The following is a 16532-nucleotide window of genomic DNA, read 5'->3' as shown; positions in this document are numbered from 1 at the left end:
ATGGCGGGTTTCGGTGAACCCGGAGTGACCCCGGTGGACGCCGCCGGGCTGACCGTCGGGGTGGTGGCGGCACGCTGGCACGGCGAGCTGACCGACCACATGCTCGACCGGGCGGTGGCCGCCGCGCAGGCGTGCGGGGCGCGGGTGGTGACGGCCCGGGTGGCCGGCTCGGTGGAGTTGCCGGTGGTGGCGCAGGCCCTGGCCCGGCGTTGCGATGTGGTGGTGGCGCTGGGCGTGGTGGTGCGCGGCGCGACCGCCCACTTCGACTACGTCTGCCGGTCGGTGACCGACGGCCTGACCCGGGTCGCCCTGGACGAGGGCAAGCCGGTGGCGCACGGGGTGCTGACCGTGGAGAACCTCGACCAGGCCCGGGACCGGGCCGGGCTGCCCGGCTCCGCCGAGGACAAGGGCTGGTCGGCCACCGTCGCCGCCCTGGACGCCGCGCTGGCGGTCCGGGCCGTGTCCACGGCCAACGGCCACCGCGTCGGCTTCGCCGGCTGACCACCCGGCAGGGCCCGCCGGGCCGGCGGGCTGTGGCCTCGTGAGCCGATGTTGTGGGGTCCGGCGGACGTAGACCCTGCAACATCGGCCCATACGGGTCGTTCCGGAGGGCGCGGTCCCGCTACAGCCGGCCGGCCTCGATGATCCGCCTGAGGAACTGCCGGGTACGCGGTTGGGTCGGTTCGCCGAACACCTGGGCGGGCGGGCCGGTCTCGACCACCCGACCGGCGTCGAGGAAGCAGACCTGGTCGGCGACCTCCCGGGCGAACCCCATCTCGTGGGTGGCCAGCACCATGGTCATCCCGTCGGCCTTGAGGTCCCGGATCATCGCCAGCACCTCCCCGACCAGTTCGGGGTCGAGCGCCGAGGTGACCTCGTCCAGCAGCATCAGCCGGGGCGAGTTGGCCAGCGCCCGGACGATCGCCACCCGCTGCTGCTGGCCGCCGGAGAGCCGGTCCGGGTAGGCGTCCGCCCGGTCGGCCAACCCGACCCGGGCGAGCAGCTCCCGGGCCTGCGCCTCGGCCTCGGCCCGCGCCCGCCGGTGCACCCGGCGCGGCGCGAGGGTGACGTTCTCCAGCACGCTCAGGTGCGGAAACAGGTTGTACGACTGGAAGACCATGCCGATGCGCCGACGCACCCGGTCGGGGTCGACCCGGGGGTCGGAGATCTCCTCGCCGTCGAGCGTGATGGTGCCGTCGTCGAGTTCCTCCAGCAGGTTGACGCAGCGCAGCAGCGTCGACTTGCCCGATCCCGACGCCCCGATCAGGGCGACCACCTGGTGTTCGTCGACGGTCAGGTCGAGCCCGTCGAGCACCACCCGGCCGCCGAACTCCTTGCGTAGCCCCCGGCAGGTCAGCACGGCCATTCTCAGCCTCCGGACTGGCGTCGGGCCGCCCGCAGCGTCACCCAGTCGGTGACCGCGATCAGCGGGATGGCGAGCAGCACGAACAGCACCCCGGCCACGATGTACGGGGTGTAGTTGAAGGTCTCCGCGGTGGCGATCTGGGCCGCCCGGACGGCGTCGATCGGGCCGGCCAGGGAGACCAGGCCGACGTCCTTCTGCAACGCCACCACGTCGTTGAGCAGCGGCGGCGCGACCCGCCGGACGGCCTGCGGCAGCACCACGTGCCGCATGGTCTGCCGGTAGGTCAGCCCCAGCGAGCGGGCCGCCGCGAGCTGGCTGGGGTGCACCGACTCGATGCCCGCCCGGAACACCTCCGCCAGGTAGCCGCCGTAGGTGAGCACCAGCGCCAGCCCGCCGAGCACCAGCACCGGGGGCATCCCCTGCAACCGCAGGCCGGGCACGCCGAGGGTGAGCACGTACAGCACGATGATCAGCGGCAGGCCGCGGAAGGTGTACGTGTACCCGGCGGCGAGCGCGCGGACCGGGAAGAAGACCGGCCCGCGCAGGGTCCGCAGCAGCGCGATCAGCAGGCCGAGCAGCAGCGCCCCGACGGCACAGCAGACCAGCAGCCGGACGTTGAGCCACAGCCCGACGAGCACCTCCGGCAGGGCGTCGCGGGCGATCCTCGGGTCCAGGAACGAACCGCGCACCCGGTCCCAGCCGGGTGCGCCGGTGACCGCGACGACCAGCAGCGTGCCGAGCACCGCCGTGGAGGCGGCGGCGACCAGCACGCTGCGGGTCGTCTGCCGACGCCGGTACGCCGCCCGCCGCCGCTGCGCCGCCGACGGGAGGTGCGGCCGGTCCACCGCCGGACCGCCGTCGCCTGCTGACAGCCGGCTCACTGGAGTTCGGTCGCCCCCGCCACCTGGGCGAGCCACTTCTGCTCCAGTTGCTTGAGCGTGCCGGCCTCGGCGAGTTCCCCGACGGTCTTGCTGACGCACAGGGTGAGCGGGGAGTCCTTGTCCAACAGCAGCCCGAACGCCTCAGGCGCACCCACCTGCGGCAGCTGGCCGACGATGGTGGCGTCGGTGAGCTCCGAACCGGTGATGTAGAACGCGGTCGGCAGGTCGACCACCAGCCCGTCGAGCTGGCCGTTCTGCAGGGCCTTCTTGGCGTCGTCGTTGCTGTTGTAGACCTGCGGCTTGACCGAGGGCTTGATCAGCGCGGTGATCGCCTGGTAGCTGGTCGTGCCGACCTGCGCGCCGAGCTTGGCGTTCTTCAGGTCCGCCACCGACTTCTTCCCGGCGATCTTGGACGACTTGAGCGCGATGACCGTCTGCCGCACCAGGTAGTACGGGGCGGAGAAGTCGACCGCCTGCTTGCGTTCCTCGGTGATGGAGAACTGGTTGATGTCGAAGTCGAAGGTCTTCGGGCCGGGCGCGATGGCGGTGTCGAACTTCACCCGGGTCCAGGTGACGTCCCCCCGCGCGTACCCGAGCCTCTCGGCCACCGCGTACGCGACGGCGGACTCGAAACCCTCGCCGCTGTCCGGCTTGTTGCCCGTGAACCACGGCTCGTACGCGGGTTCGTCGGTGGCGATGGTGAGCTTGCCGGCCGTCCGGGTCTTCAGGCTGTCCTTGGCGCAGGACGCCGCCGTGGGGACGGTGTCGGGGGTGGTGGGCGTGGGGTCCTGCGGGGCGCATCCGGCCACGGCGACGAGGAGCACGGCGGCGGTGGCGGCGGCGCGGGTACGTGAGCTGCTGCTGACCATGGCCGCCAGGATAGAGAAGACCACCGATCCCTCGAAGGGTGTCCCATCAGGTAGATGAGAGATCGATGTGCAAACGTGTCCGGCCCGTTGCCGCTGCCCGCTGACCCGCGCCCGGGCCGGCCGGAGCGCCCGGCCTCCCCGGATGCGTCCCAGCCTGCGGGAACGGGGTGCGGGCCGGGCGACCCGGCGCGTGAGGCGTCGGTGGGTGGCTGGAAGAATCCGGTTCCGTGAAGACGTTCGAGGAGTTGTTCGCCGAGCTCCAGGCCAAGGCCGCCGCCGGCACGCCGGGTTCCGGCACGGTCGACGCCCTGGCCAAGGGGGTGCACTTCGTCGGCAAGAAGGTCGTCGAGGAGGCGGCCGAGTCGTGGATGGCCGCCGAGCACGAGGGCCCGGAGCGCACCGCCGAGGAGATCTCCCAGCTGCTGTACCAGGTGCAGGTGCTGATGCTGGCCAGCGGTCTGGAGCTGAAGGACGTCTACCGACATCTGTGAGTGCGCCGCGTCGTTGATCTGATCCGATCGAAGGAGCACTCCGTCATGCTGCGTGTCGCCGTACCCAACAAGGGCGCCCTGGCCGAGAAGGCCGCCCAGATGCTGCGCGAGGCGGGCTACCGCCAGCGCACCGACCCCAAGGACCTGGTCTGCCCGGACGAGGCCAACGACATCGAGTTCTTCTACCTGCGTCCGAAGGACATCGCCACCTACGTCGGCTCGGGTGACCTCGACGTCGGGATCACCGGCCGGGACCTGCTGATCGACTCCGGCGCGCCCGCCGAGGAGGTGGTCGACCTGGCGTTCGCCCGGGCGACCTTCCGCTTCGCCGCCCGTCCCGGGGACGTCGGCGACGTGCAGGAGCTGGGCGGGCACCGGATCGCCACCGCGTACCCGGGGCTGGTCGAGCGCTACCTGGCCGACCTGGGCGTCAAGGCCGACGTGATCCGGCTCGACGGTGCGGTGGAGAACGCCATCCGGCTCGGGGTCGCCGACGTGGTCGCCGACGTGGTGGAGACCGGCGCGACCCTGCGTCAGGCCGGGCTGGTCGTCTTCGGTGACCCGCTGTTGCACTCCTCGGCGGTGCTGGTCCGCCGGGCCGGCGCGCCGGTCCACCCGCAGGCGGAGCAGTTGCTGCGTCGCCTGCACGGGGTGCTGGTGGCCCGCCGGTACGTGATGCTCGCCTACGACGTGCCGGCCGGCCTGCTCGACCGGGCCAGCGGCCTGACCCCGGGCATCGAGTCGCCGACGGTCTCCCCGCTGCACCGGGAGGGCTGGGTCGCGGTGCAGGCGATGGTGCTCCGCGACGACGTGCACCGGATCATGGATGAGCTGTACGAGCTGGGCGCCCGCGCGATCCTGGTCACCAACATCCACGCCTGCCGGCTCTGACCGCCGCCCCGCCCGCGCCCGGCCTGACCCGACCCGTCCCGGCGCGGCGGGTGGCGGCGCGACGCCGCCGGGGCCGGGTGGCAGACTGGAGCGGTGAGCGACACCGAGTTGATCCGTCTCAGGCCGCGTCGTGTCCGGGTCGTCTGCTGGGCCTCGGCGATCGCCCTGCTGGTGGTCTTCAGCCTGGTCGCCACCTCGTTGACCGGGGCGACCGGCGAGGGCTACGGCACCTTCCAGCGCGGCGACCAGTTCGCCATGATCGGCCTCGGCGTGTTCGGCGCGCTGGGCATCCTGCTGTTCACCCGGCCCCGGGTCGAGGCGGACGCCCGGGGGGTCCGGGTGCGCAACATCCTCGGCTCGTACGAGCTGCCGTGGGAGGTGGTCCGGGGGGTGCGCTTCGACCGGGGTGCGCCGTGGGCCAGCCTGGAGCTGCACGACGACGACCTGCTGCCGATGGTGGCGCTGCAGGCCGCCGACAAGCAGCTCGCGGTCGACGGGGTCCGTGCGCTGCGTCGGCTGCACCAGGCCCACCTGGCCGGCCTGGGCGGCACTCCGGCCCGTTGACCGCCCGGCCCGGCCCGACCGGGACGGCGAGCACCGATGACACCCCGGTTCGTCGCCCTCCGCCGGGCTGTCGTACCGGGCTGACCTGCGGGCCCGGTTTGGGGGATGGCTGCGCCGGGGTGTAGTGTTGCCACGTCGACCAGACTGCCCCCGCCTGTGGCGTGTGGGTGGTCCCGAAGCGGAGCGCCTGCTCCCACCCGAGTCGCCCCCGAGGTGGCCGGGTCCGGTCACCGGTTCCGGGTTCGTCCCGGTGCCGGATGCGCGATCCTGTGATCGTGCCGACCGGTCGAGCGGGCCCTGGCATGCGCCGGGGCCTTCTGCTTTCCGGGTCGCCCCCACCCGGGGGCCGCGCGGGGTCGGCCACGCAGCAGACTCGACTCGAGGAGGCCCCATCAGCGTCGAACCACGCGTGAACGAGCAGATCCGGGCACGTGAGGTCCGACTGGTCGGCCCTGAGGGTGAGCAGGTGGGCATCGTCCCGCTGGAGCGCGCCCTGCAGCTGGCCGCGGACGTCGACCTGGACCTGGTCGAGGTTGCGCCGATGGCGCGCCCGCCGGTGTGCAAGCTCATGGACTTCGGCAAGTTCAAGTACGAGAGCGCACTCAAGGCGCGCGAAGCGCGGCGTAACCAGCAGCAGACCGTCATCAAGGAGATGAAGCTCCGGCCGAAGATCGACCCGCACGACTACGAGACCAAGAAGGGTCACGTGGTGCGGTTCCTCAAGGCCGGCGACAAGGTCAAGGTGACGATCATGTTCCGCGGTCGGGAGCAGAGCCGTCCGGAGCTGGGTTACCGGCTCCTGCGCCGGCTCGAGTCCGAGATCACGGACCTGGGATACGTCGAGGCCGCTCCGAAGCAGGACGGCCGTAACATGATCATGGTTCTCGCTCCGCACCGGGCCGTCAAGGCATCCGCGGTCGCCGCCACGGCGTCCCGTGGTGGCCCCCGGGACCGGGCCGCGGAGGAATCGGCCGCCCCGGCAGGTGGCGAGCCCCCGGTGGCCGGCGAGACCGCAGCAGCCGGCGAGACCGGCCCGACCGCTGACATCAGCGGCCAGTAACAGGGAGAGACGTTCCACATGCCGAAGATGAAGAGCCACACGGGTATGGGCAAGCGGGTCAAGGTGACCGGCAAGGGCAAGATCGTCGCCCAGCAGGCCGGCCTTCGCCACAACCTGGAGAAGAAGCCGTCCACCCAGACCCGGCGGCTGACCGGCACGGTCGAGCTGGCCAAGTCCGACGTCAAGCGCATCAAGAAGCTGCTCGGCCGCTGACGCGCGCCACCTTTACCTAACAAGGAGTTGAGATGGCACGCGTCAAGCGGGCTGTGAACGCCCAGAAGAAGCGTCGTACCCTGCTGGAGACCGCGAGCGGTTACCGCGGTCAGCGCTCCCGGCTGTACCGCAAGGCCAAGGAGCAGGTGCTGCACTCGATGCAGTACGCCTACCGGGACCGTCGCGACCGCAAGGGCGACTTCCGGCAGCTCTGGATCCAGCGCATCAACGCTGGCGCCCGGGCCAACGGCATGACCTACAACCGGCTGATCCAGGGCCTGCGCCTGGCCGGCATCGAGGTCGACCGCAAGATCCTGGCCGACCTGGCCGTCCACGACGCCGCGGCGTTCGCCGCGATCGTCGAGCTGGCCCGCGCCGCCGTGGCGGCCGAGGGCACCGGTGGCGCCGCGGCCCAGGCCGCCTGACCCACCCCGGCAGCAGATCGAGGCGTCTCCCATGCAGTCACCACCGCGCGGGAGACGCCTCGACGCCGTCACCGGCCCGTTCACCCCGCGTACGCCCCGGGTGGTCGCCGCCCGCCGGCTGCACCGCCGGCGCGACCGCGACGCCACCGGCCGGTTCCTGGCCGAGGGGCCGCAGGCCGTCCGTGAGGCCCTCGACCGCACCGGCACAGTGGTGGAGCTGTTCGGCACCCCGGCCGCGCTCGACCGGTACGCCGACCTCGCGGCCGGTGCCGCCCGCGCCGACCTGCCCGTCTCCGAGGTCACCGACGAGGCCCTGGCCGCGCTCACCGAGACCGTCACCCCGCAGGGTGTGGTCGCCGTCTGCCGGCACCTCGACGTGCCGCTGGACGACGCCCTGGTGCGCGGCCCCCGCCTGGTCGCGGTCCTCGCCGGCATCCGCGACCCGGGCAACGCCGGCACCGTGCTGCGCACCGCCGATGCGGCCGGCGCGGGGGCGGTGGTCTTCGCCGGCGACACCGTCGACCCGTACAACGGCAAGTGCGTACGCGCCTCCGCCGGCAGCCTGTTCCACGTCGACGTGGTCCGCGCCGCCGACCCGCAGGACGTGGTCGACGCGCTGCGCGCCGCCGGGCTCACCGTCCTCGCCACCACCGGCTACGGCGACAGCGACCTCGACGACCTCGCCGACCAGGGCCGGCTCGCCGGCCCCACCGGCTGGCTGTTCGGGGCCGAGGCGCACGGCCTGCCCGGGGAGTTGACCGCCGCCGCCGACGCCCGGGTCCGGGTGCCGCTGCACGGGCGGGCCGAGAGCCTGAACCTGGCTGCGGCCGCCGCCGTCTGCCTGTACGCTTCAGCCCGAGCACTGCGCCGACCACGGTCGGGCGCACACCCAGCAGGGGAGCAGGTCACGTGAGGAACGCGCCACGGCGTTCGTTTAGCCAGCCCGCCGGTGTCGGCGGGCGGCGGGCCTGACCTTCCTCCGCGCGTAACTCCCACCGGCGGGCTGCGGCACCGCCGCGCGTCCGTAGACTCGCCTAGCCGCCTGAGAAGGGCCGGCGCCGCCGTGAGGGAGTGCCCGTACGCCATGAGTTACCGCAACGATCCGTACGACCCGAAGCAGGTCGCCCTGCTCGACCCGGCCGCCCTGGCCGGGGCCGTGGCCGACGCCGAAAATGCGTTCGCCGCCGCCGCCGACCCGGACGCGCTGACCGCGCTGCGCCCCGCGCACCTCGGCGACCGGTCCCCGGTGTCGCTGGCCCGCCGGGAGATCGGCGCGCTGCCGCCGGCCGCCAAGGCCGACGCCGGCAAGCGGGTCAACGAGGCCCGCCGGGCCATCGAGTCCGCCTACGCCGCCCGCGCCGAGGTGCTCGACCGGGAGCAGGCGGCCCGGGTGCTGGTCGAGGAGCGGGTCGACGTGACCCTGCCGTACGACCGGCGGCCCCGGGGGGCGCGGCACCCGCTGTCGACCCTGATGGAGCAGATCAGCGACCTGTTCGTCGGGATGGGCTACGAGGTGGCCGAGGGCCCCGAGGTCGAGCTGGAGTGGACCAACTTCGACGCGTTGAACATCCCCGCCGACCACCCGGCGCGCGGGCTGATGGACACCTTCCACATCGCACCGCCGCCCGGCGCGGACACCTCCGGCCTGGTGCTGCGCACCCACACCTCGCCGGTGCAGGCGCGCACCATGCTCACCCGCAAGCCCCCCATCTACGTGGTGGTGCCCGGCCGGGTCTACCGCACCGACGAGCTGGACGCCACCCACGCGCCGGTCTTCCACCAGGTCGAGGGCCTGGTGGTGGACCGGGGCATCACGATGGCGCACCTGCGCGGCACCCTCGACCACTTCGCCCGCGCCATGTTCGGCGAGGGGGCGAAGACCCGCTGGCGTCCGCACTACTTCCCGTTCACCGAGCCGTCCGGGGAGTTCGACGTCTGGTTCCCCGAGCACCGCGACGGTCCGCGCTGGGTCGAGTGGGGCGGCTGCGGCATGGTCAACCCGAGGGTGCTGCGGGCCTGCGGCATCGACCCCGAGGTCTACTCCGGGTTCGCGTTCGGCATGGGCATCGACCGGACGGTGATGTTCCGGCACGGGGTCAGCGACATGCGGGACATGGCCGAGGGCGACGTGCGGTTCACCCGCGCGTTCGGGGCCGGGGCGTAGGGCGATGCGGGTACGAGTCACGGAGACGGTGGTCTGAGTCATGCGAGTTTCTGTCAGTTGGCTGCGGGAGTACGTCGACCTCCCCGTCGACCTGCCCACCGAGGACCTGGAACAGGCCCTGGTGGACCTCGGCATCGAGGTCGAGTCCGTGGTGGACCTGCGCCGTACGGTCACCGGTCCGCTGGTCGTCGGTGAGGTCCGCGAGATCGAGGAGCTGACCGGGTTCAAGAAGCCGATCCGGCACTGCCTGGTCGACGTGGGCACCGCCAACGGCACCGGCGAGTTGCAGCAGATCGTCTGCGGGGCGCGGAACTTCGCCCCCGGCGACCGGGTCGTGGTGATCCTGCCCGGCGGGGTGCTGCCCGGCGACTTCACCATCGGCGCGCGCAAGACGTACGGCCGGATGTCGGCCGGCATGATCTGCTCGGCGATGGAACTGGGCCTGGGTGACGACCACTCCGGCATCATCGTGCTGCCGCCGGACACCCCGGCCCGCCCCGGCGACGACGCCCGCCCGGTGGTGGGTCTCGACGACGTCGTGGTCGAACTGGAGATCACCCCCGACCGGGGGTACGCGCTGAGCGTGCGCGGCATCGCGCGGGAGCTGGCGTACGCCCTCGGGGTGGCCTTCCGCGACCCGGGCCGGGTGCCCGCGCCGGCCGGTACGGCGCAGCCGGCGTACCCGGTGCAGGTGCGTGACACCGTCGGCTGCGACCGGTTCACCGCCCGGATGGTCCGGGGGGTCGACCCGACGGCGGCCACGCCCGGCTGGATGCGGCAGCGGCTCACCGTGGCCGGGGTGCGCAGCATCTCGCTGGCGGTGGACGTCACCAACTACGTGATGCTGGAACTGGGCCAGCCGATGCACGCCTTCGACGCCGACCGGATCACCGGCCCGCTGGTGGTGCGGCGGGCCGAGGCGGGCGAGAAGGTGACCACCCTGGACGGTGTGGTCCGCTCGCTCACCGCCGAGGACATGGTGATCTGCGACGACACCGGCCCGGTCTCGCTGGCCGCGGTGATGGGCGGCGAGACCAGCGAGGTGGTCGGCGGCACCACGAACGTGCTGCTGGAGGCCGCCCACTGGGACCCGGTGATGGTCGGCCGCACGGCCCGCCGGCACAAGCTGTTCAGCGAGGCGGCCAAGCGGTGGGAGCGGGGCGTCGACCCGGCGCTGCCGCTGGTGGCCCTGCAGCGCGCCGTCGAGCTGCTCACCACCCACGGCGGGGGCGAGGCCGGCGCGGAGATTCTCGACCTCGACCACGTCCGGCCGATGCGTCAGGTAGTCCTCCCGGTCGACCTGCCGTCGCGCCGGGTCGGGGTGGACTACTCCCCGCAGCGGGTGGTCGACCTGCTGGAGCAGGTGGGTTGCACGGTGATCCGGGGCACCGACCGGCTGGCCGAGGACGCGGGCACGGTCGCGACGACGGCCGGCGGCGGCGACGTGCTCACCGTCACCCCGCCGACCTGGCGGCCCGACCTCACCGACCCGGCCGACCTGGTGGAGGAGGTGGTCCGCCTCGACGGGTACGACCGGGTGCCGTCGGTGCTGCCCACCGCGCCCCCCGGCCGGGGGCTGACCTGGCAGCAGCGTCGCCGCCGGGCGGTGGCCCGCTCGCTCGCCGAGCGCGGCTACGTCGAGGTGCTGGCGCTGCCGTTCGTCGCCCCGGAGCTGGCCGACCAGCTCGGGCTGCCCGCCGACGACCCGCGCCGGCCGGCGGTACGGCTGGCCAACCCGCTGTCCGAGGAGGAGCCGCTGCTGCGCACGACCCTGCTCGGCCCGCTGCTGGGCATCCTCAAGCGCAACCTGGGCCGGGGTCACCGTGACCTGGCGCTCTACGAGATCGGGGCGGTGTTCCACCCGCGTCCCGGGGTGGGTGCGCCGCCGGCCATGGGGGTGGACCGCCGGCCCACCGACGCCGAGTTCGCCGCCGCCGACGCGGTGGTGCCCGCCCAACCCCGGCACGTCGCGGTGGTGCTCACCGGGGACGTGGAGCCGGCCGGCTGGTGGGGGCCGGGCCGTGCCGCGGGTTGGGCCGACGCGGTGGAGGCCGGCCGGGCCGTGCTGGCCGCCGCCGACCTGCCGGCCGAGCGGATCGAGGTGCGGGCCGCCGAGCGGGCACCCTGGCATCCCGGCCGCTGCGCCGCGCTGCTGGTCGACGGGGAGGTGGTCGGTCACGCCGGTGAGCTGCACCCGGCGGTGCTGGCCGCGTTGGAACTGCCCCGCCGGACCAGCGCCATGGAACTCGACCTGGACGCCCTGCCGGCTGCCCCGGTGGTGTCCGCGCCGACCGTGTCCGGGTTCCCCCCGGCGCTGATCGACGTGGCGTTGGTGCTGGACGACTCGGTGCCGGCCGCCGACGTCCGGGCCGCGCTGGTCGAGGGGGCGGGCGAGCTGCTGGAGCACGTCCGGCTCTTCGACGTGTACGCCTCGGAGTCGCTCGGCGCGGGTCGCCGGTCGCTGGCGTACAAGCTCACCTTCCGGGCACCGGACCGGACGCTGACCGTGGAGGAGGCGGTGGCCGCGCGGGACGCCGCCGTGGCCGTGGCCGCCCAGCGGTTCGGGGCGATCCTGCGGGGCGCCTGACCCGCACCGGCCTGACGACGGCCCCGATCCGGTCACCAGGTCGGGGCCGTCGCGGTCACACGTCGTCGGTGACCTCCCCGCACTCCCGGAGCCCCGCCAGGTCGCGAACCGTGATCCGCCGGTAGTCGGTCTCCACCAACCCGTCGGCGCGCAGTTCCCGCAGCGCCTTCTGGATGGAGGTCTCGGCCGCGCCGCAGATGGTGGCGAGTTCCGGCTGGGTCAGGCGGACGTCGATGACCACCGCGTCGCGGTCCTGCCGGCCGTGCGAGCGGCACAGCTCGGCCACCACCCGGGCCACCCGGATCTTCACCGGGTACGACGAGAAGTCGATCCGCCGACGGTTGGACCAGCGCAACCGGTCGGAGACCATGGCGGCCAGTTCGAGGGCAGCGTCCGGATGGTCGCGCAGGAAGGTCTTGAACTGCGCCGGCTGGATGACGCTGTACCGGGTGGGGCCGCAGGTGGTCACCGTCGCCGACCGCGGACGGTCGTTGAGCGCCGACATCTCACCCACCAGGTCACCGCCGACCCGTAGCGCCAGCAGGGCGGTCCGCCCGTCGGGCAGGGACGCGGTGACCTTCGTCAGGCCGTCCTCCAGCAGCACCAGGTGCGCCTCGTGGTGACCCTCGTGAATGACGATCTGCCCGGCGGGCACCTGCCGGCGCACACCGGTGGCCAGCAACGCGTCCCGTACCGGGCGGTCGAGCCGTTGCAGGAAGGTCCCGTACGGCCAGTCGCCGTCGGGTCGGACGTGGGGTTGCCGCATCAGCACCGGCATCCTCCTCAGCAGACGAGAGGTGCCGAAGCGTATCCGGGCCGACACGGTTCGCACCGCCCCGCTGCGGGCCGCGAGGGTCTCGACGACGACCAGGGCCAGGATCACGGGCGGGGAGAGCCCGAGCGCCAGGAGCAGTTCGGTCAGGTTCGTCCACATGCTCCCAGCAGATCCGAGCCGGCCTAGCACGACATCTGTCCACGATGGGATGACCGGATGCCGACAGTCCCGGCGATGCCGTACTTCTAGGGGGTTTGCGCCCGGCGGGACCGATTCCATGGGCACGGTGGTGCCCGCTCGCCGAGCGGGCTGACGACGAAGGGTGTACCGATGCGACATCCCGAACGGCGTCTGCTGATCTCTGTGGACATGGAACGGTACAGCCGGCGCAGCAATCTTCAGCAGTACGAGGCACAACAGAACTTCCGTACGCTCCTGCACGCGGCGGCGACCGACGTGGGCCTGGACCGGGTCACCTGGATCACCCAACAGGCCGGTGACGGTGAGCTGGCGATCCTGCCCCGCGACGTGCCGGAGTCCCGGGTGATCGGCCGGTTCGTGCCGGAGCTGAACCGGCGGCTGCGCGCGTTCAACAGCGACCGGACGCCACCCGCGCAGATCCGGCTGCGGGTGGCCGTACACCAGGGCCTGGTGCACCTGGACGGCGCGAACGGCTTCCCCGGCCATGCCGTCGTGCACGTCTGCCGGCTCTGCGACGCCAAGCCGGTGCGCCAGGCGCTGGCCGCGTTCCCCGACGCGGGCGTGGCGCTGGTCGTCTCGACGCAGATGTACCGCGAGGTGGTCTGCGAGTACCCGGAGGAGATGCGGCCGGAGCGGTTCCGCCGGATCGAGGTCGAGCACCCGGAGAAGGAGTTCCGGGAGCCGGCCTGGCTCTACGTGGTCGACGAGGACATGTCGTCGTGGCCGTCGCCGCAGGAGCCGCCGTCGCCCACCGGGGAACCGCCTCCGGCCGGGTCGGACATCGGGGCGGGCGCGGCCCGGCCGGACACCGGAGCCGGCCCGGCCGGGCCCGGCATCCGCACCGGCGACATCCGGGTACGCGGACAGAACGCCATCGGCCCCAACGCCACGGCCATCGGATCGGTCGGACGCGACGTCGTGTTCGGCGGCGAGGGCGGCGGCCGATGAGGGAGACGTCGGATTCGTGGGAACCGGCGGACCCGGACGGCGGGAGGCAGCCACCGCCGGTAGACGTCCCGTCGGACGCTCCCCACGACGACGGGCGCTGGTCGGACGAGGCCACGGCCGGCTGGTCCGAGGCGACGGACGCGCCCTCGGGGCAGCCCGCCGCCGAGGACGAGCCGGTGGACGAGCCGGAGGAGGCACCGGACCCGACGGCAGTCCTGGCCCGCCTCACCGCGCTGCTCGGTGTCCCGGCGGGCATCGGGGTCGGTGACGTACGGGTCCGGGGCCAGAACGCGACCGGCCCGGGGGCGACGGCGATCGGCACCGTGAACATCACCACGGCGACCGTGGGGGCGGGCGGCCGGACCTGGTCCGAGACGCTCAGCGGCACCTGGGTCCGGCAGTTGGCCGACGGATACGCCCCCGCGCCGAGCGACCAACGGCTCGACCGGCAGCTCAAGCTCCGTCACCTGGTCTGCCTCAGCGGTGCCGACGGTACGGGTCGACACACCGCCGCCTGCCTGGCGTCGGCCCGTCGGTACGGCTACGACCGGGTGGGGGTGCTCGACGCGGAGCACCTGTCGGACCTGTTGGGCACCGACGCCCCGGTACGGTCCGGCCACGGTTACACGCTGGCGCTCGGCGAGGAGGCGGTCCGGGACCTGGACGGCATGACCCTGGTGGGCCTGTCGGCGAGGCTGGAAGCCACCGGAAGCAGCCTGGTGCTGGTCGGTGACTTCGAGCGCCGGGAACAGGAGTTCGCGGGGCATCTGGTGCCCCACCGCCCGGCGGCCCCGGCGGAGGTGTTCCGGGCCCAACTCCGCCGGTTGTTGCGGGGGCAGTGCGTCGGCTGGTGCGTCGACGGCTGCACCGGAGACTGCGTCGACGTGTACGTCGAGGAGGAGTGCGTCCCGCATCCGCTGCTCGCGGCCCACCTGGCCGGCGGTCCGCGCGCCGCTGAGGTCGTCCGGCTGGCGGAGCTGATCGCCCAGGCGCCGCCACGCGCCGGCGACCTGACCGAGCGGCTGGAACGACTGCTCCCCCGGCAGTTGCGGGAACGCGCCAGACGGGTGCTCGCCGTCGAGGACGACGGCGTCGAGGGGGCGTCCCGGTGGGACGTCGACCAGCGGCGGGCGTTCCGGTTGTCGTGCGCGGTGCTGGCCGGGCAGTCCGTGGTCGAGGTCCAGGCGGCGGCCGGACGGCTGCTCGCCGCGCCGGTGCCGGGCGACGACGGTACGACGGCCCCGGCACCTGTGGGGTTCCTGGGCGGGGTGGTGGACCTGCTGCTCGGCCCGGTACTGCGGCAGGCCGTCGTTCTGGTCGACGACGACCGGCTCCACGGCGGGCGGCGGATCGAGTTCGCGCCCGGCAACGACCAGCTGCGGACCAGCCTGCTGGAGGTCGCCTGGTCGGACTGGTGGCTGCCGGAGCATTTGCTCGGGTGGCTCGCCACCCTGGTGCGGACGGGCAATCCGGGTGTCCGGGAGGCCGCCGCGGGAGCGGTCGGCTGGTCGGCCCGGCACGGGGTACGGGTCGCGTTGGAGACGGTGGACCGGCTGGCCCGGGAGCGCCGTGCCGGCGTTCGGCAGGCCGCCGCCATCGCGCTGGTCGCCATGGCCATGCAGCCGGAGCTGCGGCAACGGGTGCGCACGGAGTTGGACCGGTGGGCGTCGAGCGGACCGGCCCACCTGCGTGACACGGTGGCCCGCGCCTACGCGTTGGGGCTGGCCCGGCTCTGGCCGGACACCGCCCTGCTGCATCTGCGGCAGATCGCCCAGGCGCGGATGCAACGGTGGCACCACTCGGTGGTGCGCGGCCTGGTGGAGGTGCACACCGCCGGTCACCAGGCGACCGTGCTGCCGGCCCTGGCGGAGTGGACCCGCGCGGAGGATCCGGAGGTGTGGCTGCACGCCGGGCGGGCGTTGCGTCAGCTCGCCGACCGGTGGGCACCCGCGCCCCGGGAGCACTGGCCGGAACTGCTCGATCTGGCCCGGGTCGGGACCGTGTCGATGACCGACCTGGCCGACTGCTGGGCCAATGCGCTCAGCCTGCCCACGACCGCCTACCGCTCGTGGCGCACGCTCGGCTTCTGGCTGAACCGGGCCGACGGCCATCCCGAGGTCGCCGCCTACTGCCTGGAGCTGCTCGGCCTGGTGGTGGCGGGTCGGGCGCCGCTGCGGCACCGACTGGACCACCAGCTGCGTCACGTCTGGAAACCCCTGATGCCCCGCAACACCCTGCTCGACGACGTACGCCGACTCACCGACGAGGACCACTCATGAACGGGTACTCCAGCACCACCGCCGGCACCCAGGTGCCGGTGCCGCAGCGCCGCTCCTGGTGGCAGGGTCTGTTTGGCACGCCGGTGCCTCCGGTGCCGACGCCGCCACCACTGCCACCGGCACCGGTCACGGTGTCGTTCCGGCAGGACGCCCCGCAGCCGTTGCTGGTGCCGGCGAAGGGGGACGCCTTCGACTTCCGGGTGTACCCCGTGTATGTCTGGACCGGCCGGCGGATGACGTTCGAGGAGCTGAAGTACCGCGCCGAGCGGTATCTCGACTGGGCCGGCGGGATCGTCCGGGAGCGGGTCGTCGACGTGTCGCGGGAGTTCGAGCCGCACCGCTCACACGAACTGGAGCGGGTGCTCAACGACCGGCTCGCCGGGCAGCGGTGGCCGGCGAACGAGTCGTTGCCGCAGTTCACCGCCCACGTCCGGGTCAGCCCCGACGAGCGGGTACGCGACCGGCTGCGGCCGTACTGGGAGGAACGGATCAGGCTGGAGTGTGAGCACGAGTTGCACAAGATCCGGGCCCGGCACGTCGACGATCTGACCCGCCGGTGGTGCGCGGTGCTCCAGGCGTTGGAGGCCGATCCGGTGACGATGCACGCGGCACGGCTGACCGGAGAGCAGTTCGCCGAGGTGTTCCGCCGTTACGTCGACGAGCGCCGGGCGACGGTGCCGGAACTGGTGACCCTGCTCCGGGAGGCGGTCCGGGGGCACCACGACCTCAATCTGGGCCCGTCGGAGTACACCGAGGCATGGGACGTCGCGCTGCGGACGTACGAGCGCGAGCACGGGCTCGTTCAGCGGACCGGCTGA

17 protein-coding genes are annotated in these 16532 nt (G+C 73.3%); 13 read left to right on the top strand and 4 right to left on the bottom strand.

Features of this window, described 5'->3' with window-relative positions:
* Complete coding sequence (gene ribH / locus ACWCHM_RS16605; protein ID WP_088645198.1) at positions 1-501, top strand: 6,7-dimethyl-8-ribityllumazine synthase; 501 nt, start codon at positions 1-3, stop codon at positions 499-501.
* 121 nt (positions 502-622) lie between these two features.
* Here ribH and ACWCHM_RS16600 read toward each other — a convergent pair whose 3' ends face one another.
* Genes ACWCHM_RS16600 through ACWCHM_RS16590 form a run of 3 tightly spaced genes read right to left on the bottom strand, consistent with a single transcriptional unit; the run spans position 623 to position 3116 of the window.
* A complete protein-coding gene (locus tag ACWCHM_RS16600; protein ID WP_454218974.1) occupies positions 623-1366 on the bottom strand; it encodes an amino acid ABC transporter ATP-binding protein in 744 nt (247 codons plus the stop codon).
* Positions 1367-1368: 2 nt separating this feature from the next.
* Complete coding sequence (locus ACWCHM_RS16595) at positions 1369-2247, bottom strand: amino acid ABC transporter permease (protein ID WP_454218973.1); 879 nt, start codon at positions 2245-2247, stop codon at positions 1369-1371.
* A complete protein-coding gene (locus tag ACWCHM_RS16590) occupies positions 2244-3116 on the bottom strand; it encodes an ABC transporter substrate-binding protein (protein ID WP_454218972.1) in 873 nt (290 codons plus the stop codon). The genes ACWCHM_RS16595 and ACWCHM_RS16590 overlap by 4 nt, the downstream gene beginning before the upstream one ends.
* 227 nt (positions 3117-3343) lie before the next feature.
* Between ACWCHM_RS16590 and ACWCHM_RS16585 the strand changes: the two genes are divergently transcribed.
* The 9 genes from ACWCHM_RS16585 (at position 3344) to pheT (ending at position 11511) form a co-directional block, all read left to right on the top strand.
* Positions 3344-3607: a phosphoribosyl-ATP diphosphatase gene (locus ACWCHM_RS16585; protein WP_067305135.1), complete on the top strand. Its 264-nt coding sequence runs from the start codon at positions 3344-3346 to the stop codon at positions 3605-3607.
* A 45-nt stretch (positions 3608-3652) separates the two neighbouring features.
* Positions 3653-4498: an ATP phosphoribosyltransferase gene (hisG, locus tag ACWCHM_RS16580; protein WP_204961407.1), complete on the top strand. Its 846-nt coding sequence runs from the start codon at positions 3653-3655 to the stop codon at positions 4496-4498.
* 93 nt (positions 4499-4591) lie between these two features.
* Complete coding sequence (locus ACWCHM_RS16575; RefSeq protein ID WP_454218971.1) at positions 4592-5062, top strand: PH domain-containing protein; 471 nt, start codon at positions 4592-4594, stop codon at positions 5060-5062.
* 409 nt (positions 5063-5471) lie between these two features.
* A complete protein-coding gene (infC, locus tag ACWCHM_RS16570; protein ID WP_421481239.1) occupies positions 5472-6122 on the top strand; it encodes a translation initiation factor IF-3 in 651 nt (216 codons plus the stop codon).
* An 18-nt stretch (positions 6123-6140) separates the two neighbouring features.
* Entirely contained in the window at positions 6141-6335 is a 195-nt protein-coding gene (rpmI, locus tag ACWCHM_RS16565) for a 50S ribosomal protein L35 (protein ID WP_088645193.1), read from the top strand.
* Positions 6336-6367: 32 nt separating this feature from the next.
* Positions 6368-6760: a 50S ribosomal protein L20 gene (gene rplT, locus ACWCHM_RS16560; protein ID WP_088645192.1), complete on the top strand. Its 393-nt coding sequence runs from the start codon at positions 6368-6370 to the stop codon at positions 6758-6760.
* Positions 6761-6791: 31 nt separating this feature from the next.
* The gene (locus ACWCHM_RS16555; RefSeq protein WP_454218970.1) at positions 6792-7673 is read left to right on the top strand and encodes a TrmH family RNA methyltransferase; all 882 of its coding nucleotides are present in this window, start codon (positions 6792-6794) and stop codon (positions 7671-7673) included.
* A 171-nt stretch (positions 7674-7844) separates the two neighbouring features.
* Complete coding sequence (gene pheS / locus ACWCHM_RS16550; RefSeq protein WP_421488818.1) at positions 7845-8924, top strand: phenylalanine--tRNA ligase subunit alpha; 1080 nt, start codon at positions 7845-7847, stop codon at positions 8922-8924.
* Between the two features lie 40 nt (positions 8925-8964).
* Positions 8965-11511, top strand: coding sequence for a phenylalanine--tRNA ligase subunit beta (gene pheT / locus ACWCHM_RS16545; protein ID WP_454218969.1), 2547 nt, complete (start codon positions 8965-8967; stop codon positions 11509-11511).
* A gap of 55 nt (positions 11512-11566) precedes the next feature.
* On the opposite strand, the gene ACWCHM_RS16540 is transcribed toward pheT, so the two are convergent.
* Positions 11567-12445, bottom strand: coding sequence for a Crp/Fnr family transcriptional regulator (locus ACWCHM_RS16540; protein ID WP_281898835.1), 879 nt, complete (start codon positions 12443-12445; stop codon positions 11567-11569).
* Between the two features lie 171 nt (positions 12446-12616).
* Between ACWCHM_RS16540 and ACWCHM_RS16535 the strand changes: the two genes are divergently transcribed.
* Genes ACWCHM_RS16535 through ACWCHM_RS16525 form a run of 3 tightly spaced genes read left to right on the top strand, consistent with a single transcriptional unit; the run spans position 12617 to position 16532 of the window.
* Positions 12617-13435 (top strand): hypothetical protein, encoded by an 819-nt coding sequence (locus ACWCHM_RS16535; RefSeq protein WP_454218968.1) that lies wholly within the window; start codon positions 12617-12619, stop codon positions 13433-13435.
* The gene (locus ACWCHM_RS16530; protein WP_454218967.1) at positions 13432-15714 is read left to right on the top strand and encodes a hypothetical protein; all 2283 of its coding nucleotides are present in this window, start codon (positions 13432-13434) and stop codon (positions 15712-15714) included. Before ACWCHM_RS16535 ends, ACWCHM_RS16530 begins: the two co-directional genes overlap by 4 nt.
* Positions 15711-16532 carry a hypothetical protein gene (locus ACWCHM_RS16525; protein ID WP_421488815.1) on the top strand — a complete coding sequence of 274 codons (822 nt, stop codon included), beginning with the start codon at positions 15711-15713 and terminating at the stop codon, positions 16530-16532. The genes ACWCHM_RS16530 and ACWCHM_RS16525 overlap by 4 nt, the downstream gene beginning before the upstream one ends.

The organism is Micromonospora sp. SCSIO 07396 (assembly GCF_053667945.1).
Note: the sequence above shows the minus strand (reverse complement) of the source record. Positions and strands in the feature narration are given on the sequence as shown.

What these genes read in the sequence shown, in the direction of transcription:
- ACWCHM_RS16555 (WP_454218970.1), top strand. Translation starts at nt 6,792, where the DNA reads ATGCAGTCACCACCGCGCGGGAGACGCCTCGACGCCGTCACCGGCCCG.
- rpmI (WP_088645193.1), top strand. Translation starts at nt 6,141, where the DNA reads ATGCCGAAGATGAAGAGCCACACGGGTATGGGCAAGCGGGTCAAGGTG.
- pheT (WP_454218969.1), top strand. Translation starts at nt 8,965, where the DNA reads ATGCGAGTTTCTGTCAGTTGGCTGCGGGAGTACGTCGACCTCCCCGTC.
- pheS (WP_421488818.1), top strand. Translation starts at nt 7,845, where the DNA reads ATGAGTTACCGCAACGATCCGTACGACCCGAAGCAGGTCGCCCTGCTC.
- ACWCHM_RS16600 (WP_454218974.1), bottom strand. Translation starts at nt 1,366, where the DNA reads ATGGCCGTGCTGACCTGCCGGGGGCTACGCAAGGAGTTCGGCGGCCGG.
- ACWCHM_RS16590 (WP_454218972.1), bottom strand. Translation starts at nt 3,116, where the DNA reads ATGGTCAGCAGCAGCTCACGTACCCGCGCCGCCGCCACCGCCGCCGTG.
- hisG (WP_204961407.1), top strand. Translation starts at nt 3,653, where the DNA reads ATGCTGCGTGTCGCCGTACCCAACAAGGGCGCCCTGGCCGAGAAGGCC.
- ACWCHM_RS16535 (WP_454218968.1), top strand. Translation starts at nt 12,617, where the DNA reads ATGCGACATCCCGAACGGCGTCTGCTGATCTCTGTGGACATGGAACGG.
- ACWCHM_RS16525 (WP_421488815.1), top strand. Translation starts at nt 15,711, where the DNA reads ATGAACGGGTACTCCAGCACCACCGCCGGCACCCAGGTGCCGGTGCCG.
- ribH (WP_088645198.1), top strand. Translation starts at nt 1, where the DNA reads ATGGCGGGTTTCGGTGAACCCGGAGTGACCCCGGTGGACGCCGCCGGG.
- ACWCHM_RS16540 (WP_281898835.1), bottom strand. Translation starts at nt 12,445, where the DNA reads ATGTGGACGAACCTGACCGAACTGCTCCTGGCGCTCGGGCTCTCCCCG.
- rplT (WP_088645192.1), top strand. Translation starts at nt 6,368, where the DNA reads ATGGCACGCGTCAAGCGGGCTGTGAACGCCCAGAAGAAGCGTCGTACC.
- ACWCHM_RS16530 (WP_454218967.1), top strand. Translation starts at nt 13,432, where the DNA reads ATGAGGGAGACGTCGGATTCGTGGGAACCGGCGGACCCGGACGGCGGG.